At 57.5% G+C, this 15,735-nt stretch carries 15 protein-coding genes; 4 read left to right on the top strand and 11 right to left on the bottom strand.

What is annotated here, in order from left to right:
• The first annotated feature begins 149 nt into the window (after nt 1-149).
• Together IV500_RS22440 and IV500_RS17465 are read left to right on the top strand one after the other, a co-directional pair.
• Complete coding sequence (locus IV500_RS22440) at nt 150-365, top strand: YunG family protein (protein ID WP_446680233.1); 216 nt, start codon at nt 150-152, stop codon at nt 363-365.
• A gap of 84 nt (nt 366-449) precedes the next feature.
• Nucleotides 450-1,136, top strand: coding sequence for a hypothetical protein (locus tag IV500_RS17465; RefSeq protein WP_196398100.1), 687 nt, complete (start codon nt 450-452; stop codon nt 1,134-1,136).
• 650 nt (nt 1,137-1,786) lie between these two features.
• Here the strand turns inward: IV500_RS17465 and IV500_RS17470 are convergent.
• Nucleotides 1,787-2,434 carry a TetR family transcriptional regulator gene (locus IV500_RS17470; protein ID WP_196398101.1) on the bottom strand — a complete coding sequence of 216 codons (648 nt, stop codon included), beginning with the start codon at nt 2,432-2,434 and terminating at the stop codon, nt 1,787-1,789.
• A 171-nt stretch (nt 2,435-2,605) separates the two neighbouring features.
• Between IV500_RS17470 and IV500_RS17475 the strand changes: the two genes are divergently transcribed.
• Nucleotides 2,606-3,127, top strand: coding sequence for a hypothetical protein (locus IV500_RS17475; RefSeq protein WP_196398102.1), 522 nt, complete (start codon nt 2,606-2,608; stop codon nt 3,125-3,127).
• A 103-nt stretch (nt 3,128-3,230) separates the two neighbouring features.
• Here IV500_RS17475 and IV500_RS17480 read toward each other — a convergent pair whose 3' ends face one another.
• The 10 genes from IV500_RS17480 to IV500_RS17525 form a co-directional block, all read right to left on the bottom strand.
• A complete protein-coding gene (locus IV500_RS17480) occupies nt 3,231-3,524 on the bottom strand; it encodes a transcriptional regulator (RefSeq protein ID WP_196398103.1) in 294 nt (97 codons plus the stop codon).
• Nucleotides 3,521-3,976, bottom strand: coding sequence for a hypothetical protein (locus tag IV500_RS17485; RefSeq protein ID WP_196398104.1), 456 nt, complete (start codon nt 3,974-3,976; stop codon nt 3,521-3,523). Before IV500_RS17485 ends, IV500_RS17480 begins: the two co-directional genes overlap by 4 nt.
• A 327-nt stretch (nt 3,977-4,303) precedes the next feature.
• The gene (locus IV500_RS17490) at nt 4,304-4,789 is read right to left on the bottom strand and encodes a DUF2975 domain-containing protein (protein ID WP_196398105.1); all 486 of its coding nucleotides are present in this window, start codon (nt 4,787-4,789) and stop codon (nt 4,304-4,306) included.
• Nucleotides 4,790-5,030: 241 nt separating this feature from the next.
• Nucleotides 5,031-6,503 carry an ApeA N-terminal domain 1-containing protein gene (locus IV500_RS17495; RefSeq protein WP_230855127.1) on the bottom strand — a complete coding sequence of 491 codons (1,473 nt, stop codon included), beginning with the start codon at nt 6,501-6,503 and terminating at the stop codon, nt 5,031-5,033.
• Between the two features lie 549 nt (nt 6,504-7,052).
• Nucleotides 7,053-8,417, bottom strand: coding sequence for an FtsX-like permease family protein (locus IV500_RS17500; protein WP_196398106.1), 1,365 nt, complete (start codon nt 8,415-8,417; stop codon nt 7,053-7,055).
• Nucleotides 8,418-8,419: 2 nt separating this feature from the next.
• Nucleotides 8,420-9,178: an ABC transporter ATP-binding protein gene (locus IV500_RS17505; protein ID WP_196398107.1), complete on the bottom strand. Its 759-nt coding sequence runs from the start codon at nt 9,176-9,178 to the stop codon at nt 8,420-8,422.
• Nucleotides 9,179-9,289: 111 nt separating this feature from the next.
• Nucleotides 9,290-9,697: a hypothetical protein gene (locus IV500_RS17510; RefSeq protein ID WP_196398108.1), complete on the bottom strand. Its 408-nt coding sequence runs from the start codon at nt 9,695-9,697 to the stop codon at nt 9,290-9,292.
• Nucleotides 9,698-10,072: 375 nt separating this feature from the next.
• Entirely contained in the window at nt 10,073-11,683 is a 1,611-nt protein-coding gene (locus IV500_RS17515; RefSeq protein ID WP_196398109.1) for an integrase, read from the bottom strand.
• Between the two features lie 160 nt (nt 11,684-11,843).
• The gene (locus IV500_RS17520) at nt 11,844-13,301 is read right to left on the bottom strand and encodes a hypothetical protein (RefSeq protein WP_196398110.1); all 1,458 of its coding nucleotides are present in this window, start codon (nt 13,299-13,301) and stop codon (nt 11,844-11,846) included.
• Between the two features lie 245 nt (nt 13,302-13,546).
• Nucleotides 13,547-14,974, bottom strand: a complete 1,428-nt coding sequence (locus IV500_RS17525; RefSeq protein WP_312875974.1) for a tyrosine-type recombinase/integrase — start codon at nt 14,972-14,974, stop codon at nt 13,547-13,549.
• 107 nt (nt 14,975-15,081) lie between these two features.
• Between IV500_RS17525 and IV500_RS17530 the strand changes: the two genes are divergently transcribed.
• Complete coding sequence (locus IV500_RS17530) at nt 15,082-15,651, top strand: recombinase family protein (protein WP_196398111.1); 570 nt, start codon at nt 15,082-15,084, stop codon at nt 15,649-15,651.
• The last annotated feature ends 84 nt before the right edge of the window (nt 15,652-15,735 follow it).

Here is a 15,735-nt window from a genome sequence, read left to right on the forward strand (position 1 = left end):
TACATCGAGGTCTTCTATAACCGCTGGCGCCCACACAGCCACAACAAAGGCCTTCCACCGGCCACCGCCATGACCAATTTCAAGCCAAACCAGCAGCCGCTTCCAGCCGCTGCCTAACCAAAAAGAAACTAGCCGACTGTCTCACATCCTTGACACACCTCAGAGGCGGCAACGAGGAGGACGAAGTCCATTACTGGAACGGGTTCCCCGGTGGCCTCGAGATCGACCTCACCCGAGAGCAATTCAAAAGTCACCGCATCATCGGGGAGCCCCGCGTCGTCGTCCGACCGCCGGGAGGGCCCCGAGCGTACGTCAGCGAGTGCCAGCTGCTTCGCACGAGGGTGCTGTCCGCGCTCAACCTCTGATCAATCCGCTGAAGGAACGCCCGTTGAAGGATCGTTCGCCGGGCACCTTGGCTTGTTCCAGGTGCAAGAGTTCATAGTCGAGGTATGAGAGCGGCTGGAATTCTCCCCGAAGACGCCCCCGATCCCGGCGCGGAACTGGTCGAGAGCCTGAAACTCATGCCCATTCCGGTGATGGGGCTCATGCCCCAACCAGCGTTGGAGGACTGGGATGCCGTGGGTCTGAGCTACAGCGGGGGTGAGGTTGGGTATAGCGAAATGACGGCGAGCATCACCTATACGCTCTGGAGAAATCCGGATGACCGCTCAGACCCGGTAAACCTCGCGGACCTGGACGAGACGACACGCAGGTCGATCGAGGAAGTTCCGCCATGGCCGCGGCCTCCCTGGCTGATCGAGTACGTGGAGCGACTGCGCTATCCGCAGCTGTGGGAGGCCGTGCGAACCACCTGGCACCGCAATCCATCCGAACGTTCCTCGGTTCGAAACCTCCTGGTTGACCACGTCAACCACATCCTCATGAATCAGTACCGGGAGGAGCTATGGCCGGACGGCAACCCGTGGGACCAGCACGCACCCGCAGTAACCGGCCGGATGGTCAACGGCCAGGCCAGGACCGTCGTCAACGGAATTGACGTGCCCGGTGCAGAGGTCGATACGGACCCATTCGTGTACGGCATCGGAGCCCAATTCCCAGGTGGTGGCGTCGTGACAGCTGTGCTTCCACGCGCTGAGCTCAAGCGCATCCAGGTCCAGTTCACGACCCGGAGCTAACGGCCATACCCCAGCGTTCGTAAGCTGAACCTTCAGCGGGAAACAGTTGACCATGAGCAGCCGCTTTTGCCGGTTCGTGGACACAACTGGACATAATGGGTTGGGTGGTCCAGTAGGCCGGGTTTGAAGATGCGAGAGCTATTTGTTCCTCTTGATCTCTCGATTGATAAAGACAGTGGCGACTCCGCCAATTGCTCCGGTTAGCAATAAAAGCAAGGGGCCCAGCCAACTAAACAACTGATACATAACCCAGAGCATAATGAGGAATCCGGCTATCCAGATGACTCGTCTGGCAGTTTTACTCATGCCTCATCCTACGAACGAAAGTCATCTGTGCATAGGACGTAACAGGCCAGGTTGCTGTTCGGAGTAAGCCTCGTGACATCCATATGAGGCGATCAATTGCACTTCTTCGAAGAGTCCCGTAATCCGGTCGTCACGTGGAACTGCCCATTGGAAGACTCACCCTAATTCGTTGGTCTCTTAAGGGGTCTCGTGGGCATTTGACGGTGGCATCGGAAGAACTCGACGAAGCCGCTTCTCTTCCGTCCCGACTGCGCCGCGGAGCGGAGCGGAAGCCCCGACACACTCAGCACGGCAAATCGAGACGACGAGGTGCTTGCATCACGTAGTAAGAAGGATTTTTCCGTTCACCAAGCCTCTGGGTATGGAACGGGTAAGTCGCCAATAGAGCCCATGACGGAAAGTTGGCAACGGATAGCTTCGTTCACATCGGAAGGCAAAGTGACGAAACTTCCCGTTGACTCTGCCACTGAGATCAGGCCCGCCACTGTTCCGACAACGAGGCGTGAATGGAAACCGATGTTCACCGTCGCATCAATCAGTTCAGCTCGTTGCGCCTCGCCGAACAAGCCAGCAGCGTGTGCAGTCCAACCGCTATAGCGGCATGGAAGTCCAACAGCATTGCCTTCCAGCTCGCGGCGAAGTTTGATCGCAGCTCGCGCCAACGGAGTGTGAACCACGTGCAACGCGACACTAGTGGCCGCGTAGAGCAGCTCAGCCACCGGTGAGTCGACGTGCCGGACTGAGCCCATAAATATGCCCGAAGGATAAGCCGTATTCAAGACGGAGCACCCGAGCATTGTCTTAGTAGGGAAGTGGTAGCTAACGAGCGACTTGGACACGCCGCTTCTCTTTGCGACGCTCGCGAAACTCGCCTTTTCGAAACCCAACTCATCGAATTCGATTACTGCTGCGTTCAGAATCAAGGACGCCGTGTTTGACTCTCCGAGATAAGCGGCAATAGCGAAATCTGACGCGTGTTGTTTCATCCCCATATATGGAGTGTTGCACAGTCGTCACTCCAGACCAATGAAAAATGTCAGGAAATCGCTCCTTGGACAGGCGTCCAAGACGTAGCCTCATTCACGTACACGGCTTTCATCCCCGCAAATGTGGGACGACTTGTAGTCGTGAAAGGAACGGAGTATTTCGTGAAAAATCGAACCATGGCCATTCTTACAAGTGCGATAATCATTTTGGCGGGCTTGTTTGTCGCCTCACCGGCCAATGCGGCGGAAGTCTCGCACAGCGGCGCCAATCATTCCTCCTCGAGCGTTGTCACCTCGCGGCCAGCACACTTCAAAATGGGTGTCGCCGTGCCATTGAGCGTGCTGGCGGCAGGACCAGCCAGTAACAACAGCAGCAACATAGTCTCCCCCAGGGAGCCAGCTGGTCAGTATTACTACAACTGCGTCGGTACAGACGGCAGCAGTTACTTCCTGCCCCAGGGGGAGCCGCTGTCCAATTGTCACGGGAGCTATCTCCAGACGTACATCAACGGGGTACAGGTGCGGGCCGTCAGCTTGACGACCTCCGGTGCCATCTCCAATCCGAACGCAATAACCGTTGACTGCGCTATCGCATTAGTTGGAGCTGCCATCGTCGTACTGACCCCGGAGGGAACAATCGCATGGGTACTTTCGGCAGCGGTCGGTGGCATCAGTTTCGCGAGAGCCTGCACAGCTTGAGTGCTTTGCAGCCTTGAACCGAAGGTCTAAAGAAATGGTGGGTATAACAGAATTTCCTGTTCGCCCCGCCATTTCTTGTTGTGCGAGTCTTCCGCCTAAAGGCCTAGGCTCCCAGAACGAGCTGAAGGGCTCGACGGTGACTGGCGAATGCTTCACGCCCCTCGGTTGTCAACGCTACCCATGTGCGTGCCCGACCTCGGCCGGTGGGTTTGAGGATGCGTACGTATCCCGCGTCAGCGAGTGCTGCCAAGTGTTTGCTCAATGACGAGTCGCTGATCCCCGCCGCGTCGCGCAACGTCCCGAATTCTGCCTCGTCGACGGTGGCTAAGAACGAGCAAATATACAGCCGTCGGGCCGGGTGGATCGTCTCGTTGAATGCGCCAACTCCCGTGTTCATGATTGGGCTGGGCGCAGTTTTCGCTGAATTGAGAGGTCAAAGAAAAACCCGTAAATAAGCGTTTCAAACAGGATTGCCATTGCCATGATCCATGCTGGCCATGGCTGCCCAACGTTGTTCGTGAGGAGACTTCCGGCAACGATTGTTCCCACTGCGATCAGAAGAAAACCAATTGACAGCCATGTAGCCTTCCCGCTTCGAAGACCCCCAACCCAGGTTCCTTTGACTCGTCGATACCCTCTTTCCGCCAGTCGCGCTACAACGATGACACCCACGATAACAAGGGTGCGTACGAGAGTGGCGCTCAGGGCAAAAGCCAACTCTAGGCCAGCAAAAGCGATACCGAGAATCGGGTAGTACCACCACGGAGAGCGAACACGCTTTATGGCCTGTTTGTGACCCTCATTCATAGTCGATAGAGCATCGAGTGAACCAACCGAGTCATTTTCCATACTGGAAAGTCAACGCTCTATACTAACTAAAGTCAACCGTTTGGGGATTTTGCCAATGCAGACGGATCGGACTTCATTGCCTCCAGTGGATTCCTAGACCCGGCGGCATCAAACCAGGAACGGTTCACTCTCCGCATAGGGTGTCTCGTATAGACGTAGTCGACTGTCCCGTAAGCCGGTCCTCCACCGGCTAGTCTGAGCGCCTGTCGCAACCATGGACTCGAGGTCTGTTGGGCTGTCCGCTGGGGAACCTTGACCGGGACAGGCGAAACCTTTCTGACGGCACCAGCGTAATTAACACGTACGCAAAGTGTGAAGCACGTCGGTCTACGGGCCAGGGATGCCTTGCTCAGGGTCATCTTGGAATATCCGGGTTAGGAGTCCGCGCTTCACTGCCGTCCTCAAGACAAGCGCGCTTGCTCCGAAAGCGATAGAGGCGAGAAGCCCGAAGAGCATAGCGGGGGTACCAATGTTTGCAATGAAAGTGGCGTGCATGATGATCCCGATCAATGTCGCTGCGGTGAAGAGGAAGCAGGTTGTCATGAAATTGACCCAACGCATTGGTGACCCGGTGAACGCTGCTCCCCGCTTCACAATCGAGAGAATTTGCCAGACCGCCAGCAGTGCCAGCTCAAAGCCGGCGATCGCAACGATGACGGCGATAGTGTACGGGCGCTCCAGGTAGGCGACCTCAGGATATGCTTCCGCGAAGGACCTCGCGACGTGCGGCGTGATGAAAACTTGGGCCAGGATCGACCCAAGCGCAAGCATGACGACGGCGATACGCAGGAGTCGGATCTGTTGGATATTCATGCTTCATCCAAACACGACTGAGTCTTTCTCTTCATCCACCCGCAGGTGGAACCTCCTGCGGGACGGTGATGAGCTAATCGTCTGGTCATAGAGCAAAGAAGTTTTAGCTCACTCCTATGCAGTCCGGGTTGGGTAATCCCAATGACGCGAGGTATCTACTGTCAGCCAAGGCTCTTGAGTGCCTGACGTCCTTGAGCTTCGCCGATGACCATTCCCGCTCGCTAGATAGTGGGTTCGGTGTCTATTTTTCGGAGACGGTCAGGTGGATTCGGGCTTGCATCGCTGTCTGGTGAAGTTCGCTGTTGCGATGGATGACTTCGCGTTGCCGTTCTCCGGGGACTCCTAGTACCTGGAGAAGGTTAAAAATAACGACCGCGCTCGTCACTTTCACGCTCGCTAGCAACTGATCTATGGATTGTTTGGGTGTCTGGCCATTGTGGGCCAGGTCGTTACGAGCCTGTGTTGTCACTTTGGCCCACTGGTCGATGTCGGGGACTAATGTTGACATCGTTTCCTCGTCCGGCAGAGCTGCGAGAGCAATCAGGCGCTCTCGCAGTGTAGGTTCGTTGCGTAGTTTTCCCTTGACCCAAGAGCGGTACTTGTCCGGAGTCTGATCCAGGAGGACTTCACGTAGAGGACCAAAGTCCTCCTTAGGGATTGGGGACTCGTCGATTCTTAGCGCACGGTGTAATACTTCCGCGGCACCTGTGGCGGTCAACAGGTTCCCTTCCACGTATCGCGCCGGCGCGTAGCGCAGGCCGAGGATCATATTCGACGCCGGCTGGAATCTCTGGCGAATATCCCACCATCTGGGCATGATCTCCTCGAACGGGAGGTCGTGGCACGTGAAGAGAACGTCATTTCTATTCAGGGCTTTCGCTTCGGCGTCCCCGCGAACGGTGCCCTGGAAGTACACCTTGACTTCGCGGTCACGAATCGGATATCCCTCCGGGTAGTAGTCCCGGTCTTTCGGAGGCATACGCAGCTGAATCCACAGAATTGCGCAGGCTGTATGGGTCGCTAAGGACACTAGGTCTTGGATAGCGCGAGCATATTCGCGGGCGCCCGCCAGCGAGCAGGCCTTCGTGGGCTCGAACCTCACGTGGACCGTGTCTCGCATCCGCCCGCGCGTTTGGCCGCGCATGTGGTCGAAGTGGGGCAGTGTATGGACGTGTGCGAGGCTGATCATCGTTCCGCTCACTGCCACCGAGGGTTCATTTGTGGGTTTAACGTGGATCGAACCTTCACCGTTGAGCTTTTCGTCCTTTATTCCAAGCGTCTTGGTGAATACCGATGAGTCGGACCATAGGTTGAGGTTCTCCACCGATACCTCACACTTAGTGAAAGCCTCCTGGTCGACGTTCTTCAAGTGCACTCCGACAAGGGCGGTCAGTGCGGAGACTGTCTGCTTATGAAGGCCGCCGACCCCCAGCCCGTAGGACTCGCTGCTCACCGAGAGGCAGTCGAGGAGCGTGATTTCTTTATTATCAGCACTGCCCAAGAGGAGCGGCCAGGTAAACGTTTCATCCGCTTCGTCCATACCACCATCAATGGGATGAAAAGTTCGGTCCTCGAAACCACCGATAAGCAAGAGTCTGAGACCTTCTTCGGGCTCGTATCGCAATACGCCTGGGACGGGGTGTTCGGGGTTCTCTGGAAGCCACCAATTTCCTGTCCATTCCGCAGGCAGGTCAAGGCGCGCGTCTTTACTCATCAGAGCTCTCCCCCTTAGCTGATCAATAAGTCCCGGCAGAGGGGGCTCTTGTCACGCTTGAGCATAGCGGCTTCAACCGGTTACATGACGGGAGGAAGAGTCCGTCCGGGCAAGTGTCTAGTTGCAATTGGGATGACCGAATAGGGTTCCCCCGGAACATCCAGTCCGAGTTTCTAGCACGATCTGCAGATTTAGCATCTTTGAAGCGTGTCTCGTGTAGCTATTTGAGGTTGTCCCGCAAGCCGGTCCTCCACCGAACACAGCATCCGCTGACCTCCTGCTTTGCAAAGTGTGGCTTATCAAGTGTCCGTATAGGGTGTCCGGTAACAAGTCCGGTGACGGGGTCCTATATGACACACTGACCTACATGTCTAAGATCATGGTCGGCTATGGGCGATATGTGGGCGTGAGACACGTCCGCTAGAGCCCCGTCTCAGCTCAACTCCAACGTTTTCAGTTGCTGTCGCTTATCTACTAGGTTCTTGTCCGGCCTATGGGCGGATTCCGATCTTCGAATTCAAAAATCGTTTCTAGTGCAGCTCCATGTACTTATGCTGCGAGGGCTGCCCGGATACTGATTCGGTTGGCATAAATGGTGGGTGCAACAGTCGAGATGATGAGGGCTGCTAACCCGAGCACAGCAAGGCCGGCGAAGGGAATCCAGTCGAAGATGAACTCCGTGCGGGGAACTACTTTATCCATGCCCGCCCAAACGATTCCCAATGACGGGATGAGGACAATCAAGGCAAGAATTGTTGCTGTCGCCGTGTAGATGACAGCTTCGAGAACAGCCGTGGCGATGATGGTGGCACGGGTTGTTCCTGCAGCGAGAATAAGTGCATTTTCCCGTTCACGCGCTCGTCCTGACATGAACACGGTCACTGCGGCCGCCAGCGTCGCCAGGATCAAAGGAGCCCCGTAAACGACCAGGTTTGCTGTCGTGTCGGCGGGCGGTCCACCCCTCCCGGACTCTAGTGTGAGTGCTTGGTCAAACATGGCCAGAACACTGGTAAATGAACCGACCAGGATAAGGCCCAATGAGAGCGGAACGATGGCGCTGGCACTTTGGGTGACACGGTACCTGCTGGCATTGCGAGCAAGAAACCACGATGGTGACAATGTGAGCGGGATCAGGGCTGTCCAGGCCCTTAGAAGAAGCGGTACCAGTATTGGTCCCATGCAAGCCACTGCGCATCCGAAAACGAACGGAATGAAGACGCCTGTTGATCCGATACCTGAGAGTGGAATCGATTGGATTCCAGCGCCCATTCCAACACCAGCGAGCAGTAGCAGGGCGCACCAGATCCATCGGGCAATGCTCATCCCGCCGTGAGGCGTTGCAGAAGAGCGCAAGGCCATAATTGGCGGGGTCGCCCCGGCAGCCCGAGCTGGGCGGATCCCACCAACTAGTGTCAGTAGAACTGAAGCCAAAACCACCAGGGCCACGGCTACCGGTGACAGGGATGCCGTCAGCCCTGCCAGTGATGGGACTCTTGTGCCCAGCCAGTCGAATAAGGGCTGAATGAAGGGCCAGCCCACCAGCACACCTGTGGCTGCTGCTAGCAGCGACAAGATGGCAAGTTGGCGCATGACGACGCCGGTGACTTTGCGTGGTGAGACCCCGACGAGTTGCCAGAGGGCGTAGGAATGTCGTTGTTCGCTTACAGTGAGTTGAGCAACCGAGGTGATAACCACGACCGTTGTGATGGCCACCAGGAAGGCTGGCATGGCCGCGAATCCAATGATGCCTTCGATATCTTGATCCCCGATCAGGTCGGTGGTCCACAGATCGAAGGCTGTGGAGAATAGGCCGGCGGAGATTGCTAAGATTGTGGCAGCGGCGGCGATGACAATGAACGCACCAACCCACAGTCGTAGGTTGTGTCGGAGCTCTGCTAGGACGAGTCGTAACATTCTCAGGCCACCGACTCGGGTGAGGCCGATTCTTTTCTGGCCCGCTCGACGGATACGAGGATTGCGGTCGGATCCGGGTGATGGAGTTCCTCATGAATGATGCCATCGCGTAGTACTAGGACCCGGTCCGCGCGGGCGGCGGCTTCTAAATCATGCGTCACCAGCACCACTGAACTGTCACCTGATGCAATGTCCCGCAAAAGACCTAGGACGGCTGCGCCGCTTTGTGAATCGAGGGCACCGGTGGGTTCATCGGCAAAGACGAGGTTAGGAGTCATTGCCAGTACGCGGGCAATCGCGACCCGCTGTTGCTGTCCACCGGAGAGCTGCGCCGGATAATGCTTTCCGCGGTCAGAGAGGCCAACGGCTGATAGTGCCGCGTCAACGCGGGATAGTGCTTCGTTATCCCGTGCCAGGCGTGCGGGGAGGGCCACGTTTTCGCGGGCGCTTAGTGACGGGATCAAATTGTAGGCTTGAAACACGAAGCCCACCGATTTCTGCCGCACAGAAGCAAGCTCACTACCGGACATGGCCTCGATCGGGAGGCCAAAGAGCTCCACCGTCCCAGAGGTGCATGCTTCCAACCCTGATAGGCAATACAACAGTGTTGATTTGCCAGAGCCTGACGGGCCCACGATAGCCACGAGCTCCCCAGGGTGGACTTGCACGCTGACTCCGCGCAAAACCGGTGTTACCGGTGTGCTTTTGTTCCCGCCGAAGCTTTTGACCACATTAACGGCATCGATCAGTAGATTCCCCATATCATCGATCCTATCTGGAGCCGATGCAGACCGTGTGGAGCAGCGAGATTTATGGGTTTAGCGGCCATCTAGGATCGGGAACGAACGGGGTCTTTGCCATGGCAAGAATGCTTACCAAATACTCTGCACGTTGTCGTCCGTGGTGTGATGGGATCGCAGCCGGAGGATCTCCTCGTGCTGTGCTGCCAGCCTTGATAGTGCAGTGGATTTGAAATGCTCCAGTTCATGGACTTTGGTTGTCATCGCTGTGAGTTTCAATTGCAGCCGGTCCTTTTCAAAAGGTATTTTTTGGTGGGTCTCTGCGTCTGTGTTTGTGGCGGTGTCTTGTTGATGTGAACGTTGTTCTTCGAAGATGGCTTTTAGGTGTGGATAGGTCCGATACACGGTTGCTCGTGGAACGCCGGCTAAGGCGCAGAGGCTGGTGATATCACGGTTCATTCCGGGAGGGATTTCATCGGCGAGCAGTGTCTGGATAGCTGCCCGTATTCGGTTCTCTACTTGGGATCGGTCAGCTTTCATGTGTTGCTCCTGCGTCGTCGATTTCCGTTAGTATCCGATTGGCCCGGTCTAGCGTTACTTGAGCACGGCCAAGTTCGGGCTTCGATAGGCGCGGATTTCCGAGGAAGACTGTTTTGATGGAGTCAGCGTGGCTGGCCCATGCTTCGCGGTGGGTGCCGTGGTGTGTCGCCTGGGGGCAGCGTCCTGAATCGCAGAGCCCTATGAGTGGCTCCGTAGCGTCGGGAGTTTGGGCGAGTTGAAGGCATAGCGCTTTTTTCGGATCCGTGAACCAACAATAATTGGCAGCTCCTACGAACAAGCTCTCGGCCTTGGCTTTGAGGAGCCGTTCAACACGGCGGTCATCGATGACGGTTGCCTGTCCTGGTTGGTGGCTGGTCAGGGTTTCGTCGACGGAGGCGAAACTCTAGTCAGCTCCCTGGCGCCTTGGCCGGAGGGAAGCTTCCCCTGTTTGTAATCCTCGTATGCGGCGACGGTGAGCCGTAAGTGTTCGGATTCTTCCGCTGCGGAGATCTCGGCGCGGAACGCTGCTTGGTGTCCACCGGGCCGGGCCGCATATCCTTCCGTCGTTGCCACACTCAGGTGCTTGAGGTGATACTTCGCTGCCATCAGACCGTGAGGTCGCTGGGCAATTGCCAGCGCCAGCGTCCGGCGCAGGGCTCTGGGGCTGACCGGCCCCTCCGGTACCACTGCCAATCCAAGCCGCTGCCCGCAGGGACCGCTCATCCACTTACGGAGGCGCAAGTATCGCGAGTGAGCAGCGTTCGACTGCTTCGTGAAAAGCAAATCTCCCGACTTGGCGTCCTGGATTGATTCAACAGTGCCCAGCGCACGGTAGACGTCTTCGATCACGACCCACAAATCGTCAATGCCCCCAAATTGTTGGCCCTTGATCCGCCGGGATGAAATCCTGTGACGGTAGATACCATTGCCCATATCCTCCCGAGCGAGGCTGCCACCGCGGATCTCGTGCAGCTCAGAAGCTCTCATCCCCGAGAGCGCAGAGATCACGAAGAAGGCCGCGGATTCGACGGCCGACTTCATCGTTCCGAGTGCTGATCGATCGGCCGGAATGGCCCACGGTATTTGTTCCTGGTTATCCAGCCGCGGAACGAGAGCGCCGTCGCGGCACCATGGCTCCTCAATGCCGCATTCGTTCACCCATGCCACCAACAAGGGACGCAATGCTTCGAGATCACGCCGATGCCCCATCGCGCCAACTGTAGTGGTCACGACCGAGTGCCATGCCAAGTTCAGGAGGGGATCTTTAGCATCCCAGCCCTGGGATATGCGCTTGGTGATACCGGACGCGGATAAACGCGGGGCGGCGACTCCGGCTTGGTGCAGTCGTTCTATCGCAATTCTTAGCCGGGGTCTCGCCGATAGTTTCAGACCCCCAATCGACTGTTTTTGGAGTTCATCGAATTCTCGTGCCCGGGAAGTTTCTGCGGCCAACAGAGGTCCGATCGTCTCAATCAGGTAGAAGGAATTGGCCAATAACGGCCGCAAAATCGTATCCGGTACCGGCGGAACCTGGTTCTCCGTGGACCGAATATATCCGGCAATATCGTCGGCGCTCCTGCCGCCCCAGGGGACAAAGTCAGAGGCATAGCCTTCAGAGAGGATTCCGGAGTACTGCTGGAGGACTTGGGTCGAGTGGATATGCGCGGCGATCGTTGAGGGGCTGACTGGCTCTCCTGGCTTTGCTTCCTTCCACACCACTACGTTCAGATACGAGATGCAGTGCCGCTGATTGACCTCGGCCAGGTGTTCCACCCCGGTCTGGGAAAGATGATTAAACCATCGCGTCAACCGTCTGAGCTCGTTCCAAAGGGTGGAGGGATTGAGTGGAACCCGAAATGCTGAAGCCGAGCCGGCAACAACCGGGTGCCGAGGGGCGAGGCGGGAGAACAAATACTCTTTGGCGACAAGCCGCCATTGCAGATTGATGATCAGTGTGAAATCGAGTTGCTTGCGATATGTTCCCATCGTCGCGGGTGCATCCTTGAGCCCGGAAATGTCCCATACATCGTGATCGAAATTCGGCCGGTGAACGTCGATGGACGCCTCAAGCCCGGCAGCGTCGAAGATATCCTGCCCTTCAAACGGATGAGTTTGGCTGTTTTGGGATGCCAGGGCGGTACGAGAGTCAATAACATCCTTGTTCCTCTAAAGTCAAAGGCAGAGTTTGGTGATTGCCAGCTGCTGCAGCGATTTCCCAGGTACTGAATCGTGGCAAGATTTCCTCATCCAATCTGGCGGCGTAGGGCCCGAACACTCCCATGAACTGTGGCAAGGGCAATTGAGCAGCTTGGGCGGAGAAGTATTCTTTGAGGCCGAGCAGATTCGGCAAATGACGGGCTGTGAAAACCGCCAACGGGCAGAGAAGACATACCCAAGGGCGGGCGGGGCAGAGCTTCCCCACGGGCGCGTAGGGACTTTTCATCGGTGAAGCGCAGGCCGCGACAAAAACATCCTGCTCAGCGTCCAGAAGCTTCTGCACGGCTGGTAGGTCCAGCTCGGCTTCCTGTACGAGGTTCGGGAATTGCTGGGCGAACTTGGCGGCGTCCCGTTCGTTGGTGACCAGCGGCGGAGCTGCCTTTCGGCGGATGTCTGTCTGCGCGTCCTCGATGATGCCCTCGATGGCGTCCTTCTGAGCCGGTGTGTGTGAACTGAGGTAATGATCGGCTTCCACCTTGGCACTGTGATTCGGATCAATGGTTGTCCGTCCGGTCCACGCCGACCGGTCCTTCAGATGATGAAAGGTCGCCCGGACCCTGCCGCCATGAATCTGCAGGCGGCCGCCGTCATCATCAATGAGGCCGGCCCGCTGCGCCCAGACACGTCTGCGGTACTGCGTCCGGGGAGTCGTGAAAATAGTTCGCCCACCTTCCTTAGTCCGTTGATTGGTGCCTAACCACAGTTGCGATCCTTGGTCGCCGGCGTGACCACGTAAGAGCGCCGAATGCTCAAGCCACTGATCCAGAACCCGGACGGCAGCTCGCGAGAGGACGAGGGATTCCTTGCCCGTCCGGCCTTTCATATAGCTCAGCAGGATCGATGAGGGACCGGTACGGGTGACATCCCCAGTGAGCAGCGCGTCGATGCCGTCGGGAACGATCCCGGTGCGGATGGCGAACAGCAGATTGTAGGCAAAGGCCACATCTTGATCAGGGAAAAGGGACCGACGCAGGGATACGACCAGCTGGTGAGTTTCCACGGTGGCCGTAGGGAACAGTTCCATCAAAGACCTGATCGCCAATGGACCGGAGGACCGAATGATCCACGCCAAACGTTCCTCGCTAAGAGAAGCATCAGACGACTCCATTCCTCGTTCGCTGGCCTCCACGGCCCGTCGATGGTCGGTGTTGGCGCTTTTGATCATGGTGTTGCAGGCTTGCGCGAGGCGTTCCCATTCGGCAGCACTGTAGGGTTTGTTCGGCTGGCTGGGCTTGATCTGGTTGATCCGTCGGCCGGCAAGGTGGTCCACGATGCCCGGTTGTAGCTGGCCGCCTGCAGTATGGAAGGAGGACAGGACCGCACGGATCCGGCGTTCCCGATGGAAATCACAGGCAAGCCAGTACCGGACGACAGCGGCCGTACTCATATCGGCGAAGCCACCTCTGAACCCACCTGCGGATAAATCCCGTGCGAGGCGGCGCATCGTCGATACATACTGCACCGCGACAGACTTCGTTCTGATCGGTCCGTGTGGGTAGGTCGCAGCAACTAGGCCGGCGGCGATGTCAGTGGCAAGCATCGGATCAGGCAAATCCGCAAAATCACGCTCATAAATAACTGCCGAGGGCAACTCGAAGACAACCCTCAACGGGGGGCGAAGATGAGCGCCCATCAGAGAACGTCCCCTCCGTCGCAGCTGATTGCGTCTGCAGTTGTCGTGCTCGGGCGGGCTGAGTCGGACGCTTCCTGGAAGATGCGCTGAGTATCCAATAGATGCAAATATGCTTGAGTTGTCTCCACGCTGGAATGACCCAAAAGATCCCGCAAGACCAACAATGGATCGGCCTTGGTGAGATAGAGGGACATGGCATCGTCGCCGCCGGTATCGGCCAGGAGCCGGGCGGCCTGCTGGTAATACCCCCGGACAAGCCGTTCCAAGGTGAGCATCGCGAACGTATGGCGCAGCATATGCGGGTGTACGTGCGGGAAGCGTGGCTCATGGAACTCCCTGATCCTCGCCGAGGTCCGCCGTAAAACAGTTGCCCAATCCGTGAACGGAGACCCATCACGCTGCACCCCAATCAGAGCGCTGCCGCCTCCGGGACAGACCAACCGGCGCCGCTCCTGGACCGTCAAATGCCGCCAGCGTCGATAGCCCCCATTAAGTTTTGCCCCATCATGCGTTGGCTCCTCGATCCTGAGGGCGTTTTCCGGATCCCACGAGGAGCTTTGCACCGCGGTGGCCCGTTCCATGTCCATATACGTGTGCACGGCTGACAGTGCGTCGAAGTCCACCCACGAACTGCGGCCCTTGCGGCCCTTGGTCGTAGGTGGCGCCAGAGGCAACGTGACAGGGATACTGCTGCTGCGTCCCGGCAGCGGCGGGACCTCGTAAATAGTCAAATATGCGAATTCCTGGGCTCGAAGCCCGCTGGATAGGGCAAACCCGATGAGGGCTTCGTTTCGGCCGGTTTCATTTCCACGGAACCGCGGGTCAGAGGATCCATCAGGTGAATTTCCCGCCAACGCGTTCATCAGCAGATCCACAAACGGTTGCTCCAAATACTTCCTTCCGGTGTGGGCATTGGCGGTTCTCAGCGTTGCCAAATTGCGCTGGATTTCAACCTTGGAGCCATCCGGGCGCCAAAGGGTCTGCGAGGCGTAGGAAAACGGTTCGGCGTCGATGTATTTCTCGGCCGCCGCCCACCGGTAGAACCCCGCGATGATCTTCACCGCCATATTCCAGCTCGATGAGCTCAGCCGGTCACCCAAATCGCCGGATAACCGGTGCTGCGCGTACAGGGAAATGCCGTCCCTGAGATCTTTCCTTGAGGCAAGGAGACTGACCTTGTGCGAGGCAAGGAACTCGGCCCAGCTCTTGACCGCAAGTGCGTAAGCCTCCCAGGTGCGGGGGCTGTGCGCGCCGTTGATGGGCAGATCCCGAAGCCACTGGTTAATCACGGCTACGGGCCGGGGACCGTGCTCGTCGTCCAGCTGCAGATCATCATCGATCAACACCGGCATGCCCTCTCGAATCGGCGGGCTCGATGAAACATCCCAATCAGCCCAACCGAGGGAAGAAAAGTAGAATAAGATCACGTCAGCCACTCTAGGAACGACCACTGACATTCCTCGGGAAACTTCAATTCAAAAGCCACGGCAACACCACCAGTGAGACACGGCCAAAGTGTCTACATAACGCCCGCGTGTCCACGGAAGAGCAAGACCTCACCGCCCAGCGTGATGCCTTGGCAGCCCTTGGCGTTGAGCCGGAACGCGTCTATGTTGATCATGGCTTTACCGGCAGGAACAAGAACCGAGCCGGACTCCGCGAAGCCCTCGCCGCATGCAGGGCCGGGGACACGTTCGTCGTTGCCAAACTCGACCGCCTGGCCCGTTCCGTCCGTGACGCCCACGAAATAGCCGACGACCTCGCCAGCCGCGAAATCAAACTCAACATCGGTGGCTCCGTCCATGACCCCACGGATCCAATGGGCAAACTGCTGTTCAACGTGTTGGCGATGATCGCAGAGTTCGAAGCCGATCTCATCAGCATGCGCACCCGCGAAGGAATGAAGGTTGCCAAGGCCAACGGACGACTCCGGGGAAAACAGCCAAAACTCACCGTGAAGCAGGAAGCCCACCTCCTGGAACTGCACGATGCGGGGGAATACACCATGGCCGAAATGGCCGAACTATTCTCCATCAGCCGATCCACCATCTACCGGGCTGTCGAACGGGGCCAGCGTAAGAAATCCGGCACCAATAGCCCTTAGCCTGCGCATGTCTATCGCCGACCGATGACATCAGGTTTTCACTACCCTTGGTTCTCCATTTCCTTCGTTATTGAGAGGAACACC

Source organism: Arthrobacter terrae, assembly GCF_015708085.1.
GTDB classification, from domain to species: Bacteria; Actinomycetota; Actinomycetes; order Actinomycetales; family Micrococcaceae; genus Arthrobacter_M; species Arthrobacter_M terrae.